Source organism: Gelidibacter gilvus (genome assembly GCF_004115975.1).
Lineage (GTDB): Bacteria > Bacteroidota > Bacteroidia > Flavobacteriales > Flavobacteriaceae > Gelidibacter > Gelidibacter gilvus.
The window spans coordinates 429,271-447,588 of sequence record NZ_SDDZ01000001.1 but is presented as its reverse complement, the minus strand read 5'-3'; the positions used below and the strand labels follow the sequence as shown (position 1 = coordinate 447,588).

Sequence of the window (18,318 nt, the reverse complement as noted above, 5' to 3'; positions counted from 1 at the left end):
GGTATGCTGTAAGTAAAATTATCGACCGTAGAAAAACTTTACATTTAAAAATAAATAAATACAAATCATGAAAAAAGCAACTATTTTAATTACAGCGGTTTTTACACTATTCTCTCTGGTGTCCTGCAAAGATTTGAAGTCCGAGTCAAATACTTCAAAGACTTATGATATTTCCGAATTTACAAGTTTGAATTTAGAACTAATCGGAGAAGTCTTTTATGAACAATCCGATAGCGCTTATTTAAATGTTTCGGGTAGCTCCATTTTAATTGATGCCCTAAAAGTATCAGATGATGAAGGTGAACTTTCTATTGAAATGAGAAACAAACGAAAGTTTACCGGCAAAAAGAAACTTGTTGTACGAGTAGGTTCTCCTCACTTAGCGAAAGTAAACTTTGAAAGTATAGGCACTCTTCACATTAAGAATAAATTCATTAGTGATGAATTAAGTATTAGTAACAAAGGGGTTGGGGAAATTATAATAGACGATTGCCAAGTAGAAACATTCAGCTTAACTTCTAAGTCTATCGGCTCTATTAAAATAAAAGGAACCTCAAATTTAACCTCTATTAATTCGGTAGGATTAGGAGAAATAGATGCTTCAGAATTTAAATCTAAAAGGGTAAAAATAGTTAGCGAAGGAATGGAGAATATGTCTGTTTATGCTGAAGAAAGCATCGATATTACAATGAAAGGATTAGGCAACATAAATTATTATGGCAACCCCGCAGAAGTAAAAACGGATATATCTAAATTAGGGAATGTCAATAGAATCAAGTAGTCCTTTTAGAAATTTAAATAATTAGATAAAGGTCAGCGTATTACTTGACTTTTATGATTAATAAAAAATCATGATGAAAATATTAGAACCGATTACCATTGGTGGCCTTACGTTCAAGAACCGGCTATTGCTTCCTCCACTCACCACGGGCTATGAAGCTAAGGACGGAAGTATAAGTGCACAGAGTCGTGCTTTTTATACCCGACTTGCTAAGGGAGGTGTGGGCTATATCGTTCTGGGTGATGTAGCACCTATCCGAAGTTTTGCTCCAACGCCAAAGCTCTATGAAGATAGTCAAATCGAGAGCTTTAAATTGCTCGCAGACAACGTACATGCGTATGGTGCAAAAATCGGTGTACAGATTTTTCATCCAGAATATGACGTTGATGCCCTCAACTTAATGTTTGCCAATGGTGAACAGGACAAAGTACGTGCGCGGTTACACCATGATATGGACAATTTCGTTAACGAAGTGACGGAAGAAGCGTTGATGGAAATCCTTAAAAAGATGTGCGCCTGTGCTGTACGCGCTCAAAAAGCGGGGATTGATGCCATCCAGGTGCATGGTGACAGGCTTGTGGGCGCACTATGTAGTACGAAAATGAATTATCGAACTGACAAGTTTGGAGGCAGCCTAGAAAACAGAACCCGATTTGCATTAATGTTGGTAAAAGCGCTAAGAGAAGCTGTGCCTGATTTGATCATCGAATATAAATTACCTGTAGTAACCCCAGCGCTTGGAAAAGGCGGAATTGATGAGGCTGATGCTCCGCAATTTGCAAAGTTGCTTGAAGAAGCTGGTGTACATATGCTACATGTTGCTCAGGCGAACCATACAGGAAATTTGGCAGATACCATTCCACCGATGGGTGTACAACCTAATTGTTTCTTTGCAGATATCGCAGGCACAGTTAAGCAAGCGGTCACAATTCCTGTCAGCACCTCAGGGCGAATCATCGATCCTGAGATGGCAGAAGAATTACTTGAAGCTGGCAAGGTTGATATGGTAGGAATTGGGCGTGCACTCTTGGCAGATCCTGATTGGATAAACAAGGCTGCCGCCGGAAAGGCAAAAAGTATTATTCGCTGTATCTGTTGCAACGAGGGCTGCGTAGATGCGGTAATGACCGGCGGGTTCATCGCCTGTGTCGTAAATGCGGAAAACGGCTTTGAAGAAACGAGAATCATCACTCAGACAAACCTAAAGAAAAAGGTGGTGGTCATCGGAGGCGGTCCAGCTGGGCTTGAAGCCGCACGCGTTTCTGCAATTAAAGGACATCATGTGACGCTAATCGAAAAAGATACCAAGCTGGGCGGGCAATTGAACATCGCAGACAAGCCTCCACGGAAGAGTGAAATACGTCGTACAGTGGAAGATCTTGAGCACGCGATACACTCCAATGGCGTCATACTACGGTTGGGCGAAAAGGCCACCAGCGAGAGTATTCTGGCAATGGCACCCGAAGCTGTGATTGTAGCGGTAGGCGCAACAAATTTTATTCCCCCAATCCCAGGCGTGAATGGTTCTAACGTGTGTGATGCCTGGAAAGTGCTTGCAGGCGAGCAGAACGTATCTGGTCGTGTGGCAGTTATAGGAGGAGGTATGGTAGGCTGTGAGACTGCTGAATATCTTGCCGAGCAAGGCTGTAAAGTATCTATAGTGGAAATGCGCGACAAGATTGCAGGCGAGATCGGCCCCACCGTTTTACCTACAATGCTCGAACTATTTAACAAGCATGGGGTGGCGCAGTTTACAGAACACAAAGTGACTAACATTGCTGTGGGTGAATTAATCTGCGAAGAACCGAATGGTAAGGTTGTAAAAATTCCGTGCGACTATGTTGTGATGGCTAGTGGCTCGCATCCCGAGAAATTCGACACGAAAGCTCTGAGCGACCGCGGCATTTCGGTGGTTAAAGTAGGCGACTGTTCAAAGGTTTCTGATATTTCGCATGCTATCAAAGCTGGATACGATGCCGCCAATTCACTTTAAAATATTATTGATACTCGTATGGAGCTTGACGGAACTGATCTAATGGGACCGGTATAAATAAGAACGGAAATCTTCAATAAATACCAAAATAAAGACATTACGAAAGAAAAAATTACTGGTGGTCACAAAATATAAAAGTCATAGCCAGCATGGTTGTAATAGGAATATTGTAGCTTACATACGAATTTTGCAATAAATTAAAGATTTGAGATTCGCCATCGGCTACTAATCTTTTACAAACCGTTGTATATAATTTGAACAAACATTAGAAATGTCAGAAAAAACAGAGGAATTAGATAGTTATTTAGACAATCATTATATACACAGAAGTAATTGGTTGAGAGCCGCTGTCCTTGGAGCTAACGATGGAATTTTATCTACTGCGAGTATCGCGATTGGAGTTGCTGCTGCAAGTGATTTACGAGAGCCTGTTATTTTGGCAACATTGGCTGGACTAGTTGCTGGTGCTTTATCAATGGCTGCTGGAGAATATGTTTCGGTAAGTTCACAAACAGACGTAGAAAAGGCTGATATTGAGCGTGAAAAAATTGAATTGAAAGAAATGCCCAAACTGGAATTACAACGACTAGCAGAAATTTATGAAAAAAGAGGTCTAAAAAAAGATACGGCATTAACAGTAGCTAAAGAGTTAACGGAACACGATGCATTGGGTGCTCATATTAGAGACGAGTTAGGAATTAATGAAATTAGTCAGGCTAAACCTATACAAGCTGCATTTGCATCTGGTGCTGCATTTACAGTAGGAGGTTTACTTCCATTTTTAGTAACGCTCTTTCTTCCTTTTAAAAGTCTGGAATATTCTCTTTACGGTTTCGCACTGTTTTTTCTGATAATTTTAGGAGCTTTAGCAGCTAAAACTGGTGGTTCAAGTATCGCAAAAGCAATTATCAGAATTACATTTTGGGGAACTGTCGCCATGGGACTGACTGCTTTAGTGGGTTATTTGTTCAATGTGAATCTTGGATAAAAAAACCACATACAATAAAGTACGGTGCTGAAAAACAAGTAAAAATGTATTTAATTTCCACCAAAGTACTTCTATGCGCCTCATCATATACCAATCCCACTATTGCAATTGCAAAAGCTTGTTTTAAGAGCTTGTTGCCCCGCTCACGCGCCAATGTATCCCCTGGCACACTATTCTCTTCCTACGCTTGCGCAAATACCAATCGTTAACGTATGCGCTGTAACTATAAATTTCATCATCTTGAAGGTTTATAATTTGTAAACTTTGGGGTTGTGACATGGCTCGCTGTTTTATCGGAGCGGAGCTACGAGATGCAAACGCGTTCCAGCATTTTTAAGCTTCACCTTGCTATTACAAAACTCGCACATCCAATTTCAGTATTATCATCTAAAAAGCCTTTTAAAATGATTTAAAAGGCTTAATAAAGAAAGTTGGTTGGGTGCCTAACTTTTAAGTTGTTTTAAGCTGTTCAATTCCTTTTGAATCTGCTTCCAGATAAAAAACACCATGACGATTAAAATGACTATTGCCGAAACCACAATATACCTGTAAAACCCTTGTGACAGGTTTTGTTTAAATGAAGGCAATAGTAGGATAAACCCAGTGGCATAAAGCGCAAGAATTATGGGTGTTGCCACGTAATGTGTGGTTATCCTTTTTTTATAGTAGCTGATCATATCGGTTTTAAAAGTTACGGCGTCCTTTGTAAAATCTATGCGCTCAAGGGCTTTAATACTGAAAAACTCAATCATGATCCTCACTATTAACGAACCAATCATTAATAGCAGTCCTAAGCTTACCACAAGGCTTGAATAGGCATTAACATAAAAGAAAAAGCCAATCAAAACCATGGTCGTGGTCAAAAGGACCGCATTGGTAATCCGCTGTTTGTTTTGAATATCGTTTATTCTTTGCATGACGATTTTAGAACCATCATTAGGTATTTCGGGTTGCGATTGTTCTTCCCATTGCGATTTTAAATCTTCGAATGTTTTCATTTTTTAACACATTTAGTTAATTCGCTTTTTATTCTGTGGACTCTTACCCTAACGGCTTCATGGCTTAGTCCTATAATCTCGGCGATTTCCTTTTGAGGCAAGCCTTCCAATTCGAGTAAAATAATTGATTTATTGTCGGTATTCAATTTTCCGATGCACTGATACAACTGTTGCAACTGGAACTCTTTTGAAACAGAAATGGTGTCTTCGGATGCCTCCAAATGTTTCAAATGGTTGGCAATAGGGACTGTTTTTTTATTGCGCAATTCAAGAAGACAGGTGTTTACGGCAATTCTGTAGATCCAAGTGGATATATTCGATTGGTTTCGAAAGGAATCCCAATGTTGCCAACACTTTATAAAGACTTCCTGCGCCAAATCCTTTGACAAAGCTTCGTCGCCATTGGTGTACCCTTGGCAAAGACGGAACACTTTTGGGTAGTTGGTCTCGTAAATCTGTTCAAACGCTTTCTTTTGTGGTGTCATTGGTTACTGCAGTGCTTCCGAGATGTTTTTTAATAGCCAATCTGGTTGATCGTACATGATGAAATGTGCAGCATCAGGCGCATATTTAATGGTATACGTTTTAAGGTTTTTATATTGCTCCTCATAAATGGTCCTAACTGCTGCCTCTCCATAAGGTTGGGTGGCCGCCAAAATAGTTACTGGAACTGTAATTTTGGAGATAGTTTCTCTTAAATCTAATTTAAGCAAATCGGTGAACCCGTAAACATAGGTTTCACGATCGGTTTGTAAAATCCATGATCTAATTTGGTCATGCTTGTCCTTATTTAAAGCCATTCCGGAGGCCATTTGCGTTGCCATGATTTCAAAGTTGTCATCATCCATAGTCAGTAAACTTTGATTGAAAGGATTGTCATACACGATGGTTTCACTATCAAAATTAGGGATCATTAAAGCACCGGTGGAGGCTAACGCATCCACAACAATTATTTCTTTAAAATCAAAGCGACTATCAGAAGCTAGCCATAGGCCTAATGTACCGCCCAAACTATGCCCTACAATGGTAGCATTTTCCAATTGATTTTCCGAAATGTATTGTGAGATACCTTCTTTAATCTTAGGTAACCACGGTTTTTCAATGGCTGGCACCGTTCCGAATCCAGCAAACGTGAAGACATGACAGGTATGGTTTTTGGATAATTCCTTAACTACATCCTCCCACACCTCGCCAGGACATGTAAATCCTGGAAAGAACAAAATGGGATCGCCTGTTCCTACAATAGCAACTTCAAAAGTTTTGTTTTGGGCAGAAACTGAGAAACTGACCAGGCCGATAATTGCAAATACATAGTTTTTAATTGTTTTCATGATAGAGATTTTAAATGATTTTCCCTTTAGATACAAAATCATTAAAATGTTACATGGAAAGTTTTTTGGGGGGCGAAAAAAGGCTTTGTTGTAGGTTTTTGTTGTAGCTGGACTTGAGCTGATCGCTCAATTCTGTGGCGGTAATGGAACAAAAATAAAGCCTCACTTTGGAGGGTGAGGCTTTTCAATATGAGATTCCTGCCTTCGCAGGAATTTGTTATTTAGTTATTAAGCGCTTCCGCTCCACCAACAATCTCTAAGATTTCATTAGTAATGGCAGCTTGACGTGCTTTGTTATAGGTCAACTTAAGCTGATCTCTCAATTCTGTGGCGTTATCTGTTGCTTTATGCATTGCAGTCATACGCGCGCCATGTTCTGAAGCGAAAGAGTCTCTAAGGGCTTTATAAAGCTGTGTCTTCAAAGATTTAGGAATTAATTCTTTAACGATTTCTGCTTTTGAAGGTTCAAAGATATAATCGGTGTCAATTTCCTCATCACCTTCGATCGGAACAATTGGTAAAAACTGTTCGCTCATGATCTCTTGAGTTGCGGCGTTCTTAAACTTGTTATACACTAAAACAATTTTATCCGTTTTTTCAGTCAAGAAATGTTCCATCAACAAGTCTGCTATCTCTGCAACGTTGTCAAAGGTCAAATCGTCAAAAACATCGCTTTTATTGGCAATCACTCGATCACCTTTCTTAAAAGCATCGCTGGTTTTTTTTCCTATTGCAAAAACAGAAACATTTTTACCGGCATATTCTTCTTTTATCAAACGATTGGTTTCTTTGATAATATTTGAGTTAAATGCCCCTGCCAAACCTCTATTGGAAGTTACGGACACCAAAGTTACATTTTGGACATCACGCTGTTCTGCAAATTCACTTCCAGAATCTGCATCTAAAGTCGCGCTTAAGGTTTGTAATAGTTCCGTTAATTTATCAGAATACGGACGCATAGCAGTAATCGCATCTTGCGCTTTCTTCAACTTTGCAGCAGATACCATTTTCATGGCACTGGTAATCTGCATCGTGGAAGACACCGATGTAATTCTGTTACGTATTTCTTTTAAGTTTGCCATTTTTCAAGTTATGAGTTATCAGTGCAGAGTTATGAGTTTTTAATTATAGCTACTAAAATTCTAATTAACTCTTCACACTTATCCTTCAGGTCTTTTGGTACGTCTCTTCCTGTTGCTTCAAGAATTTCCAACCAATATTTGGTTTCGTCAGCCTCTTTAAGGGCTATTCCAAATTTATTTTTAAAATCCTTTGTACTTACACCTCTTTGAGCTTCTCTTGTATTGGCACCAATACTTGTTCCACTCTTTAATATTTGAGATGCTAACTCAAAGTCTTTGTTTTGTTTTAATTTATCAGTAAAAAGAACAATCTCGCATGCGAATTGGACTGCTATCTAATGACATCTTTTTTCAAGTTATGAGTGTGGAGTTATGAATTCTTTATTCGAGATTATTAACTCTGAACTCATAACTCTAAACTCATAACTTTTTATTTTCTATACTTCGCCGATAATTCCTTAGCCACTGCTGCCAATGTATCAGTTATCTCATCCGTAAGTTTTCCTGCCTTTAAGGCTGCAAGTGTATCACTGTGCTTACCTCTTAAGAATTCTAAGTAATCACGTTCAAATTCTTTTACTTTCTCTACAGGAACATCTCTCAATAAGTTTTTAGATCCGGCGTAAATGATGGCCACTTGATCTTCAACTTTAAAGGGATCGTTTTGAGCTTGTTTCAAGATCTCAACGTTACGTCTTCCTTTTTCAATAATGTTCAAGGTTACCGCATCAAGGTCAGAACCAAACTTAGCAAACGCTTCCAGTTCACGGAATTGTGCTTGGTCTAATTTTAAGGTTCCAGCTACTTTTTTCATGGATTTAATCTGTGCGTTACCACCAACACGAGATACTGAAATACCCACGTTAATTGCTGGACGAACCCCAGAGTTAAACAAGTCACCATCCAAGAAAATCTGTCCGTCAGTAATAGAAATTACGTTGGTAGGAATATATGCCGATACGTCACCTGCTTGTGTTTCAATAATAGGCAATGCCGTTAATGAGCCACCACCTTTTACGATTGGTTTCAACACATCTGGCAAATCGTTCATTTCTCTAGCAATAGCATCATTATTGATGATTTTTGCAGAACGCTCCAATAATCTTGAGTGAAGGTAGAAAACGTCACCTGGATACGCCTCACGTCCCGGTGGACGACGTAACAATAACGAAATTTCACGGTAGGCTACTGCTTGTTTTGATAAGTCATCAAAAACAATCAATGCAGGACGGCCAGTATCTCTAAAATACTCACCAATTGCAGCACCAGCAAATGGCGCATATACTTGCATTGCAGCAGGATCCGATGCATTGGCCGCAACAATTGTTGTGTAAGCCATTGCTCCTTTTTCTTCTAATGTTTTTGCAATTAAAGCAACTGTTGACGCTTTTTGTCCAACGGCTACATAGATGCAATATACAGGCTCACCTGCATCAAAAAATTCTTTTTGGTTGATAATGGTATCAATACAAACTGCTGTTTTACCAGTTTGACGGTCACCAATAACCAACTCACGTTGTCCTCTACCTACAGGAATCATGGCATCAATAGATTTGATACCTGTTTGTAATGGTTCAGTTACCGGTTCACGGTAAATAACCCCAGGAGCTTTACGTTCTAATGGCATTTCATAAAGCGTTCCACCAATAGGACCTTTTCCGTCAATTGGAGTTCCTAAAGTATCAACAACACGTCCTACGATTTCTTCACCAACTTTTAGGGAAGCAATACGTTCTGTACGTTTTACAATAGAGCCTTCGCTGACACCCACTGAAGGTCCCAACAATACGACACCTACGTTATCTTCTTCAAGATTCAGTACGATGCCTTCAAGACCATCTGCAAATTCAACCAATTCGCCATATTGAACGTTTGCTAAGCCGTAAACACGGGCAATACCATCTCCAACAGTCAAAACTGTTCCTACTTCGTCCAATGAAGCGCTAGCTTCAAATCCTGACAATTGTTGCTTTAAGATTGCTGAAATTTCAGCTGGTTTTACTTCTGCCATTTTCTATTAGATATTATTTCCATTGATTTTCTTGTACCACTTCGACTGCGCTCAGTGTGACAAATCAATAAAACTTTTAGTTTAATGTAAATTCTCTTTTTAACTTATTTAATTTGTTCGAAATACTTGCATCGTACTGAATATCTCCAACACGCAAAATGAAGCCACCCAAAATGGATTCGTCGACAATGTTTACAACTTCTGCTTCCTTCCCGGTGAGCTCTTTTACTTTCGCCAATACTTTAGCTTGAAGCGCTTCAGTTAATGGCACCGCCGAAGTAACTTTTGCTACTTGCTTGCCTTGACTTTCATTAAATAGCTCTGTATACTTTTGCGCTACTTCACCCAATATATTAATTCGTTTGTTGGTAATTAAAGTATCAATCAGACTTGAGCTTAATTTGTTAAGGTCCTTGAAAATTGCCAATAACGCCGATTTTTTTGTTGCAGCAGGTATTACAGCACTCAAAAGCATGTCTTTTAATTCTGTACTTGCTTCTACAGCATTAGCAATGGACTTCATATCAGCATTGACAAGCTCTGCCGACTTTTGGTCTTTAGCCAGCTCCAAAACTGCTTTTGCGTAACGTATTGCTGTTCTTCTTTGTGCCATATTACTCCCTGCGAAGGCAGGGATCTTATTTAATTATACTTAATCTCTTAATTCAATTTTGCATCACCTAACATAGCCTCGACCAATTCTAATTGTCTGCCTTTGTTGGATAATTCTTCACGTACTACTTTTTCAGCAATCTCAATAGATAAGCTTGCCACGTGATTTTTAAGTTCAGCCATAGCCGATCTCTTTTCGTTTTCAATAGCTTCTTGAGCTTGAGCGATCATTTTAGTGGCCTGTTCCTGTGCTTCTTCTTTGGCATCATTGACCATCTTGTTTTTGATATCACGCGCATCTTTTAACATAGCTTCACGCTCAGCACGTGCTTCGTTAAGGATACGTTCGTTATCAGCCTTAAGATTCTCCATTTCCTTGCGCGCTTTATCAGCCGCTTCCAAAGCATTCTTAATGCCGTTCTCACGTTCATCTACAGCTCCTAAAATTGGTTTCCATGCGAATTTTCTCAATACTACAAGTAGAATGAAAAAAGTAATGAGTGACCAAAAAACAAGTCCTAACCCTGGTGTAATTAAATCCATCTATAATAGGTTTTATTTTTTATAATTTAAATTTTTTCTTCGACCTTACAACTTCGAAGTGTAATAAAACACAGAAATAACCAACCGTTATTTCTGTGTTCTTCTTAATAGTTACCTAGCTAACGATGATCGCCGCAACAACACCAAAAAGTGCTACTGCCTCTACGAAAGCCGCTAAGATAAGCGCTGAAGTTTGAAGTTTTCCTTGGATTTCTGGTTGACGAGCCATAGCATTCATAGCTGCTTCACCAATTTTACCAATTCCAATAGCTGCTCCAATAACCGCCATACCAGCTCCTAATGCTGCAATTCCTGTAATAGTCATAATATAAAATTTAAATTAATTAATGATTGTCTTCTTCCGCAGTGGCCATACCTATATACAAGGCAGACAACACGGTAAATATATATGCTTGAATTGCAACAACTACAATTTCTATAATTAAAATGAACAATGAAAACCCAACCGATACCGGTGCAATAGCGATGCTTTGAAAGGTAAAGATTAGAGACATTAACGATAAGATAATAATATGTCCGGCCGTAATGTTAGCAAACAAACGAATGGTTAATGAAAATGGTTTTACAAACATCCCAATAAGCTCAATCGGTGCTAAGAATAGTTTCATCGGCACTGGAACGCCTGGCATCCAGAAAATATGCTTCCAGTAATTTTTATTACCACTGAACATGGTAATAAAGAAGGTGAACAAGGCCAGAGTCAAAGTAAATGCAATATTACCACTCACGTTGGCACCGTTTAAAATAGGAATCAATCCAAAAATATTATTGATCCAAATAAAGAAAAACACACTCAACAAGAACGGCATGAATTTTCTGTATTTCTTTTCACCAATCATAGGGATAGCTACCTCATCTCTAATGAAAATCACTAAAGGTTCAACAAAGGAAGCAATGCCTCTTGGTATGAAATTATTTGATTTTTTGTATTTACCTGCTGCAGAAATAAATATTAAGAACAATACAAGCACTGACACCCACATCATAAAGACGTTTTTGGTAATGGAGAAATCTAGTGGCAAAGTGGCATTTGTTGGGTGCTCTTCCTCATCAAAAGCCAAGGCATCAACGCCAGAGCCCAATTGATAGATTTTTTCATGATATTTCACAAAGCGCTCACCATTTTTTTCAACAATTTGCGATCCTGAATCATCGTGATGAAATTCGCTTGACATGAACGTAACCAAGCCGTTATCGGTGTAAAGAATGATTGGCAATGCAATAGTTATAGGTTCATTATTCCAATCTACAATATGAAATTCATGGGCATCTTTAACGTGATGCATAATCATCTCAGTGGCATTGAACCCTTCATCTTGATCTTCGTTATCTTGTGAAGCAAAACCAGAATTGGTGATTGCTACAGAAAAAACTAAAAATAATACGGCTCTTAAAGTGTTTAATGTCATTATAAATAGCTTAAAAATACCTTGCTCTAAATTCCGTGCAAATGTACGTACATTATGTTAAATGTCAAACACTTTTTTATCAATATTAAGCCTAGGGTCTTTATGGTGCTTTTTGGAGGAATTTTGTAATGGAGTAAACCTCAAAGCCCAGAAAGATAAAATAAGGAATAAAGAAGTTAAAAATGTCGGGTTGTTTCTTCTCAAAATCTGATAATATGATAGGTAACAAAAACAAAATAGCCAGAAACATTTTAATGAAGGTACAAATCATGAACAACATAAAAATATCCGTTTTACCAGTTGAAAACTTATAGTTTACCGCAGTGTACAACAAGGTGGTTACGACAAAATGAAAGACATAAATGTGCCACACGGGAAAAAACAATTTCAGTTCCGTTCCAAAATAGGTCAGCAAATAACTATGCATACCATAAAGTACTAAACTTAAAACAGTGATGAGAAGTAAGAAATTAACTTGTCTTTTTATAAAGGTTGGATTCATTAAATAAGGAAAATTTATTGGATGTTATGATTATTCCGCACGGTGTTTCAAAAAACGCATGCATCTGCCTGTTGGTAGATAGCACTTATATTACAACACGGAATTTAAGTCCTACCAAAAAACGGGACAAGCACTTCCCTTCATTTCGACAAGCGCAATGTACAAGGGAATAAAACCATAGATTATTTGTTATGGGCTTTAATTATCGTCTTTTGAATTTGCAATAATACGTCTTATTACAAAAACCACCGCCACAATAGTGGCCGTTAAGGACAATATAATGGTCCAAAGACTGCCTTCATTGCCGTAATGGTCGTCAAGCTTGACGCCTATAAAGCTGCCAATTCCGATAATAGCAAACATTTGGATGCCTATACCAGAATATTTTGCATAGCTATTAAGCGGGTTGCCCTTTTTCGGTTGCTCTGGCATTGGTTTCTGGTGCTTTTGAAGTATTTGTATTGCTATGGTCTTTGAGAGTGCCTTTCATTAGACAGGTAGCATTGAACGCAGCGCCTGGCTCTACGGCCAATTTGCCCACTTCTACTTCGCCTTCAACAAAAGCTGAGGATTTTAATGATAAGGTATCTGAAAGAATAAGTTTTCCTGAAAACTTCCCTTCAATATCTGCATTGGCGCCCTTAAGTGTGCCGTTAATAATTCCTGTTTTTCCAAGAACCACTTTACCGGGCGTTTTAACGTTGCCCAATATGGTTCCTTCAACTCTAAAATCGCCATCGCTAATGATATCACCCGTAATGGTGGTACCTTTTGCTATAGTGTTTTGTTGATTAACTGATTCTGAGGTTGTTTTTCCTTTTTTTGGTTTTTCTGTAAACATAATTCTGGTGGTTTATTGATTTTCTAGGTAGTCTTTGAGGTTTTTATGTCTTTGCACAATTTCATAGTTAGGTGATGAAATGGCAATATAAGGTCGTGTAATATTGGCTTTTCGTTCTCTTAGCAAATCGGCAAATCCGCTTGCTCCGTAAATACTCTTTAGGCCATGTACCACTATAAAAGTAGTGTTAATATCATAAACATCTTTGGAAACGCTCAAATCGAAATATCGGATTTGGGTGACCTCATCATTCAATGTCTTTAAAAAGGCATCTAAATCTTCATTGCTGGTATTTTCAAACTTGTACAGAACATTGAATTTGGAGCCAATGGAATCTGTTTTAAATTCCCTGTCTGATAATGCAGGAATAACGTTTTTCATGATTTCCTGAGCGCGTTTGCCCTCTTCAGAATTTGGAAAGTTTAAAGCGATATAATTCACACCCTCTTTATAAGCTTCAAATCCGTACAGACGGCCTTTTGCCGAGGCTTTTAAAATTTCAAACTTAGGCACAATGGCCTCGCCTTCAAATTCAAGAATGTACTTATCGCTCTGATCGATGACCTCTTGAAAATTTTGTGCTTCATAACTGGCATAGGTACGCTCATAAATACTTTCAGGACTGTTCTCGTCCTTAGACATTTCCGATTTTGGATTTAAAAGAATGGCAGCGTATCTCGATTCTGGATTATTTGTAATGATATCCTGCTTCATCTGCTCTGCAGCATTGGTTTCGTCCAATCGACCATATAATTTGTACAAGTTGTATTTGGATGGCAATACGAGGCGCTCTTCTGGATTGTTCTGCATCAAGGTGGTGAGCTTTTCTTTTGAAAGTTCGTATTCCTGAAACTTTTCCTTATAGATGACTCCCAATTGATAATAGGCGTAATTTCTGTCTTTATTGATGCTGTCAATAACTTTTTGATCGGAAGGAATTTTTGAAACATAAAACTCCGGATCGTAACGTTCCTCTTCTGAAGCGTCAATTGCCAAATTATTACTTTGGACGGTGAGCTCATTACTTCGCGTACTTGAAAGTCGCCAATTATCTTGAAGTGAACGGTCTCCCCAAATTTTCAAAAACTCATTTTTTCCGTAGGCTACGGTATTCGAATTATAAAAATAGAATGTTGATTTTGCACCACCCGGTGGTTTTGAGCCGCTGCTTGCAATGTTCCCCAGATTTCTGTTATCGCCGATATTATCAGCGGATACAATACCTGAATTGGCCTTCCTCAAGGCAATTTCTTCTTGCTCTTTTAACTCTTGGGCTTCTGCCTTTAATTTATCGATGTAAGTTTCAAAAACGGCGATTCTATCGGCGTCAGATAAACTCACCAAATTCAAGATGCTATCGTTTACTTGCGCTACACCTTCATAATAAATGACATCGTCCAAGTTTTCCCTTTTGCGTTTGATCGTTCGGAAAGGTTTGGAGTCGACCACCATATTGGTTAACGTACTGTCATAATAAGCACCTGCTGTTCTATATTCCGATTTGTCAAAACTCATATCGCCCAGCGTCACGTAGTCGAGAGCTCGTAAGTGTCTATCGCCTGAAGATGACCTTAGGGATTTGTTATAATATACAACCGCTAAAGAATCGCGATCGGCCTCTTTATGGAATTCTGCAATCCGGTAATAGATTTTGTCCAAAAATGGTCGGTTCTCTCTGTCCTCTTCAAGGTCAGTGAGATATTCATGGAATGCTAAAACATCGCCAGTATCCAACATAAAGTTGGCGGCTTTTGCCAAATGTGCGTTGATATAATAAGCTCGAGGTACTTTTCTGTGCAAATTAATCACCTTATCAAAGGCAATATTGGCACTGTCCTTATAGCCAAACTCATTGTAAAGTTGGCCCCTGATATAATTGTAACGTGCTTTTTCGTTGTTTTTCTTAGTATGTGCGGCTGCAATTGCCAATTGGGTCAAAGCGCTGTCCTTTGCCTCAATGTTGATGTAGGCTTCCGCCAAAGTAGCGGTAGCGTCGGCTAAATCCTGATCGCTCAATTTTTCCTGTCGCATCAATCGCTTTAAATTCTTGATGGCAAGCTCATTGTTTTCAAGTCGCATGTTCGTTTTCTCACGCCAAATCTTTGCTTCATTGATTTTGTCGCTAGCCGCGTATTTGTAAAGAATATAATTAAAGGCTTCCACTGCTGGAATAAAACGTTGGTCAAAATAACGTGCTTTTCCAAGCAATAAATAAGCTTCATCAATTTGAGGGTTGTATTCCCTGCCTTTGATATTCATGCCATGGGTTTGAACTGCTTTAATTGCTTTTTCTTCAGCACGTTCAAAATCGGAATTTTTAGATTGTCCCGGAAGCATAAAATCATCGGTAGTTTCCATACGTTCTACAGAAAGCAACTCCCAGAAATTATCCGTAAACGCATCGTCCACGGCGGCTCTTCCATTTTCCAGCGCAATATTTCCATTATAGAGAATATTATACTTTGTGCCCATTGCATGGAAATTTCTGTTGATGAAGGTATCCTTCTTGCGCGAGCAACTTGTGACTATAAGTGCCGTCAAAACCAGAAATAATATGGATTTATAAAAGCTGTGCAACGTGGGTCGTATTAGGTTCATAAGATAACTGAAAACAGCTGCAAATATTATGCAATGCTGTAAAAATAAGCATCTTTTTGAATTATAGGGGAAAAATCAGTGGACTTTTCGATGCCTGTTACTTGGGTGTTTCTCAGGTATCTCTCGTATAGGTGCGGAGATGTAAAACTTAAAAATCCCAAAACAAAAGTACCAAATTGCAATTTTACGTTTGTTTCAAAAATCCTTCGAGTATCAGTTAGAATCAACAACACTTACCTGAACTATCAGATGGAAAGGCGTTTCATTTCATGTACAGAAGATGTGACAAGACCTCACAGGTTTTCCTCCTTAGGCGGACAAGTAAAAATCTGTGAGGTGTTGTTTCGCTACGATATCCAGTTATTCCCCTGCGAAATGTGCTTCCAATTCTTTCAACGTGGCTGCACTTGTGGCCAAGTCTTTTATAACTTCTCCTTTTTCCAAAACTACAATCCGATCACTCACTTCCGTAACATGCATCAGGTCATGACTTGATACCAGTACCGTAACGCCTTGTTGCCCTGCAAGATTTTTGATGATCTGTTTCAAACGGATTTGGGTGGTTGGATCAAGATTTGCAAAAGGTTCATCAAGAATGATGACTTCGGGATTCCCGATGAGTGCGGCGATAATGCCTACCTTTTTCTGGTTGCCCTTGCTCAAATCTCTTAGATACTTTTTTTGGTTTAATATTTCGCCATGGAAAAAGTCTTCAAATTGCTTTAATAAAGCATCCACATCGGCTTTATTTTGACCGCGTAATTCCCCAATAAAATAGAAGTATTCTTCTGGAGTCAAATAGCCAATTAAAAATGTTTCATCAATATAAGCCGAAGTAAAAGGTTTCCAGTCTTCACTTTCATTGACTTGGATGTCCTTACTTTTAATGAATCCTGTGGTGGGCTGGATCAAATCGAGCAAAAGACTGAAAAACGTGGTTTTTCCTGCACCATTATTGCCCACCAAGCCAAAGCTCTGACCTTTTGGAATGTCGAGGTTTTCAATGTTTAAAACCGGGCCCGCATTATATGATTTTGATAGATTGGATACTGTTATCATAATTAGTTGTTTTGTTTGTAAGCTGCTAATGTTTTATATTTTTCTGATTTATAGACTTTTTCTATAATATCGAATACTTTATTCTTGAATAAAAATCCGGTCAATCCTGCAATTGCAACCAAAGCAAAACCAAAAACTTCACCTAGTGTAAAATGTCCAACGGCATAAATGACCATTGGCAATAACAATTTTGGAATGGTCAATAACAAGGTCTTCGCATTAAACGCCTGTTTGTCTCCAAAAGCTTTTTTACTTGTGGTCAGGTCAATTGGCGTTTTTATATACGCACCTCCCCAAAGTACCAAATGACTGTTTACGCCAATGTTGTAAATGGCGCCAACTACAACCGCAGCATATGCCTGCCATCCCCAATACAGGTAAAAAACAGAAATGATGGTTGAAATTATAGTGGCAATGACCATTAAATACCATTTTGAAGCGATATACTCTTTATAACGAATATTTTGGCTCATCATTAATGGATAATACGCACTGTCCCAGCTTGGCACAAATTGTCCGAAGGTGAATAAAAATCCGCCAGAAATAAATATACCGGCAAAGATTCTCCAGAAAGGTCCATCGTAGGCTTCAACTGACCCGGTAAAAAACAGCAATCCGTAGAATATAAACAACACGCTCATCAACAAAGTCGTTTTTGAACGTTTATTGCGTCTCAACAATTTAATGTCGTTCTTAAGGAAGGTGGACATGCTTCCAAATCGGTTCAACCAGGTATAATCTTGAGTTTCTGCTATGTCATGTTTTACGGAAAGACCAGCGTCCAAATACAAGTTCTTTTTGAAATAGGTAAACGCTATCTTATAAAACACCCCTGCCAATACTACAGGAATAAATGCCAAATAGGGCACTGCGTAAAATGAGTTAAAAATAGGATAGGTAAATTGTGTGATGTCAAAAATACCGTAATACTGAAGCCCAATCATCACGACAATAAAACCAATGACCGCAAAGAATACCACATCTTTATTGTTGACGAAGATATTGAGGAAATTATTACAATAGATCCATCCTAAAATAGCAAGATTCCAAGCCAACACCTGTAAAACAGGGAAACCTTTCATGATAAGTACTATCGAAAAAGGAATAAAGAAAAACGCATGCAGAACATTGAAAAACGAAATCATGGTTTTACCAATTGCAAAATTGACAATTTCTTTTCTTTTAATGGGCAAATACATTAAAGGTTTGATGTTCATAACGGGCATTTTTTGAAGAAAATACCGAAACACCAAGTCAAAGACCATATAATAAATTAAGACTTGATTGACCACTTGAAAAGGTTCCATTTTCAGGACATCCTCAATCATAAAATAAACCCCAAACCCTAATATTGAAAATGAGGCTATCATCCATAGCGCGCCAAAAATCATCATTATTTTTAGGAAGAGATTGGTTTTAAAAGAAGCTGATCTTATAAAGGATTTCCACTCGAGACTAATAAAATATTTAAACATACTGTTTGGGTTGTGATTTAAACATTGGTAATATTAATACACTTATTGTTACAAACAAATTTCAATCAAAGGAA

19 protein-coding genes are annotated in these 18,318 nt (G+C 38.4%); 3 read left to right on the top strand and 16 right to left on the bottom strand.

Going from position 1 to position 18,318, the window contains the following annotated elements; translation table 11 throughout:
- Positions 1–67: 67 nt before the first annotated feature.
- From ESZ48_RS01930 to ESZ48_RS01920, 3 genes are all read left to right on the top strand, one after another.
- On the top strand, positions 68–781 hold the full coding sequence (locus ESZ48_RS01930; protein WP_129015615.1) for a head GIN domain-containing protein: 714 nt from the start codon (positions 68–70) through the stop codon (positions 779–781).
- A 70-nt stretch (positions 782–851) separates the two neighbouring features.
- Entirely contained in the window at positions 852–2,774 is a 1,923-nt protein-coding gene (bilR, locus tag ESZ48_RS01925) for a bilirubin reductase, long form (protein ID WP_223266328.1), read from the top strand.
- Positions 2,775–3,045: 271 nt separating this feature from the next.
- Positions 3,046–3,762, top strand: coding sequence for a VIT1/CCC1 transporter family protein (locus ESZ48_RS01920; RefSeq protein WP_129015614.1), 717 nt, complete (start codon positions 3,046–3,048; stop codon positions 3,760–3,762).
- Between the two features lie 443 nt (positions 3,763–4,205).
- Here ESZ48_RS01920 and ESZ48_RS01915 read toward each other — a convergent pair whose 3' ends face one another.
- The 16 genes from ESZ48_RS01915 to ESZ48_RS01840 form a co-directional block, all read right to left on the bottom strand.
- Positions 4,206–4,760, bottom strand: a complete 555-nt coding sequence (locus ESZ48_RS01915) for a hypothetical protein (RefSeq protein WP_129015613.1) — start codon at positions 4,758–4,760, stop codon at positions 4,206–4,208.
- Positions 4,757–5,245: an RNA polymerase sigma factor gene (locus ESZ48_RS01910; RefSeq protein ID WP_129015612.1), complete on the bottom strand. Its 489-nt coding sequence runs from the start codon at positions 5,243–5,245 to the stop codon at positions 4,757–4,759. Before ESZ48_RS01910 ends, ESZ48_RS01915 begins: the two co-directional genes overlap by 4 nt.
- A 3-nt stretch (positions 5,246–5,248) precedes the next feature.
- Complete coding sequence (locus ESZ48_RS01905; protein ID WP_129015611.1) at positions 5,249–6,091, bottom strand: alpha/beta fold hydrolase; 843 nt, start codon at positions 6,089–6,091, stop codon at positions 5,249–5,251.
- A 221-nt stretch (positions 6,092–6,312) separates the two neighbouring features.
- Complete coding sequence (atpG, locus tag ESZ48_RS01900) at positions 6,313–7,173, bottom strand: ATP synthase F1 subunit gamma (RefSeq protein WP_129015610.1); 861 nt, start codon at positions 7,171–7,173, stop codon at positions 6,313–6,315.
- Positions 7,174–7,202: 29 nt separating this feature from the next.
- Positions 7,203–7,508, bottom strand: coding sequence for a four helix bundle protein (locus tag ESZ48_RS01895; RefSeq protein ID WP_129016044.1), 306 nt, complete (start codon positions 7,506–7,508; stop codon positions 7,203–7,205).
- Positions 7,509–7,603: 95 nt separating this feature from the next.
- Positions 7,604–9,184: a F0F1 ATP synthase subunit alpha gene (atpA, locus tag ESZ48_RS01890; RefSeq protein WP_129015609.1), complete on the bottom strand. Its 1,581-nt coding sequence runs from the start codon at positions 9,182–9,184 to the stop codon at positions 7,604–7,606.
- Positions 9,185–9,260: 76 nt separating this feature from the next.
- Entirely contained in the window at positions 9,261–9,797 is a 537-nt protein-coding gene (atpH, locus tag ESZ48_RS01885; protein ID WP_129015608.1) for an ATP synthase F1 subunit delta, read from the bottom strand.
- 47 nt (positions 9,798–9,844) lie between these two features.
- A complete protein-coding gene (locus ESZ48_RS01880; protein WP_129015607.1) occupies positions 9,845–10,339 on the bottom strand; it encodes a F0F1 ATP synthase subunit B in 495 nt (164 codons plus the stop codon).
- 115 nt (positions 10,340–10,454) lie between these two features.
- Positions 10,455–10,664 carry an ATP synthase F0 subunit C gene (gene atpE, locus ESZ48_RS01875; protein ID WP_129015606.1) on the bottom strand — a complete coding sequence of 70 codons (210 nt, stop codon included), beginning with the start codon at positions 10,662–10,664 and terminating at the stop codon, positions 10,455–10,457.
- A 19-nt stretch (positions 10,665–10,683) separates the two neighbouring features.
- Positions 10,684–11,769, bottom strand: coding sequence for a F0F1 ATP synthase subunit A (gene atpB, locus ESZ48_RS01870; protein ID WP_129015605.1), 1,086 nt, complete (start codon positions 11,767–11,769; stop codon positions 10,684–10,686).
- Between the two features lie 100 nt (positions 11,770–11,869).
- Positions 11,870–12,271, bottom strand: a complete 402-nt coding sequence (locus ESZ48_RS01865) for a hypothetical protein (RefSeq protein WP_129015604.1) — start codon at positions 12,269–12,271, stop codon at positions 11,870–11,872.
- A gap of 198 nt (positions 12,272–12,469) precedes the next feature.
- A complete protein-coding gene (locus ESZ48_RS01860) occupies positions 12,470–12,703 on the bottom strand; it encodes an AtpZ/AtpI family protein (protein ID WP_129015603.1) in 234 nt (77 codons plus the stop codon).
- Positions 12,669–13,112 (bottom strand): bactofilin family protein, encoded by a 444-nt coding sequence (locus tag ESZ48_RS01855; RefSeq protein ID WP_129015602.1) that lies wholly within the window; start codon positions 13,110–13,112, stop codon positions 12,669–12,671. Before ESZ48_RS01855 ends, ESZ48_RS01860 begins: the two co-directional genes overlap by 35 nt.
- Positions 13,113–13,124: 12 nt before the next feature.
- Complete coding sequence (gene porW, locus ESZ48_RS01850; RefSeq protein WP_449404158.1) at positions 13,125–15,710, bottom strand: type IX secretion system periplasmic lipoprotein PorW/SprE; 2,586 nt, start codon at positions 15,708–15,710, stop codon at positions 13,125–13,127.
- A 360-nt stretch (positions 15,711–16,070) separates the two neighbouring features.
- The gene (locus ESZ48_RS01845) at positions 16,071–16,769 is read right to left on the bottom strand and encodes an ABC transporter ATP-binding protein (RefSeq protein WP_129015601.1); all 699 of its coding nucleotides are present in this window, start codon (positions 16,767–16,769) and stop codon (positions 16,071–16,073) included.
- Between the two features lie 2 nt (positions 16,770–16,771).
- A complete protein-coding gene (locus ESZ48_RS01840; RefSeq protein ID WP_129015600.1) occupies positions 16,772–18,244 on the bottom strand; it encodes a DUF5687 family protein in 1,473 nt (490 codons plus the stop codon).
- Positions 18,245–18,318: the final 74 nt, after the last annotated feature.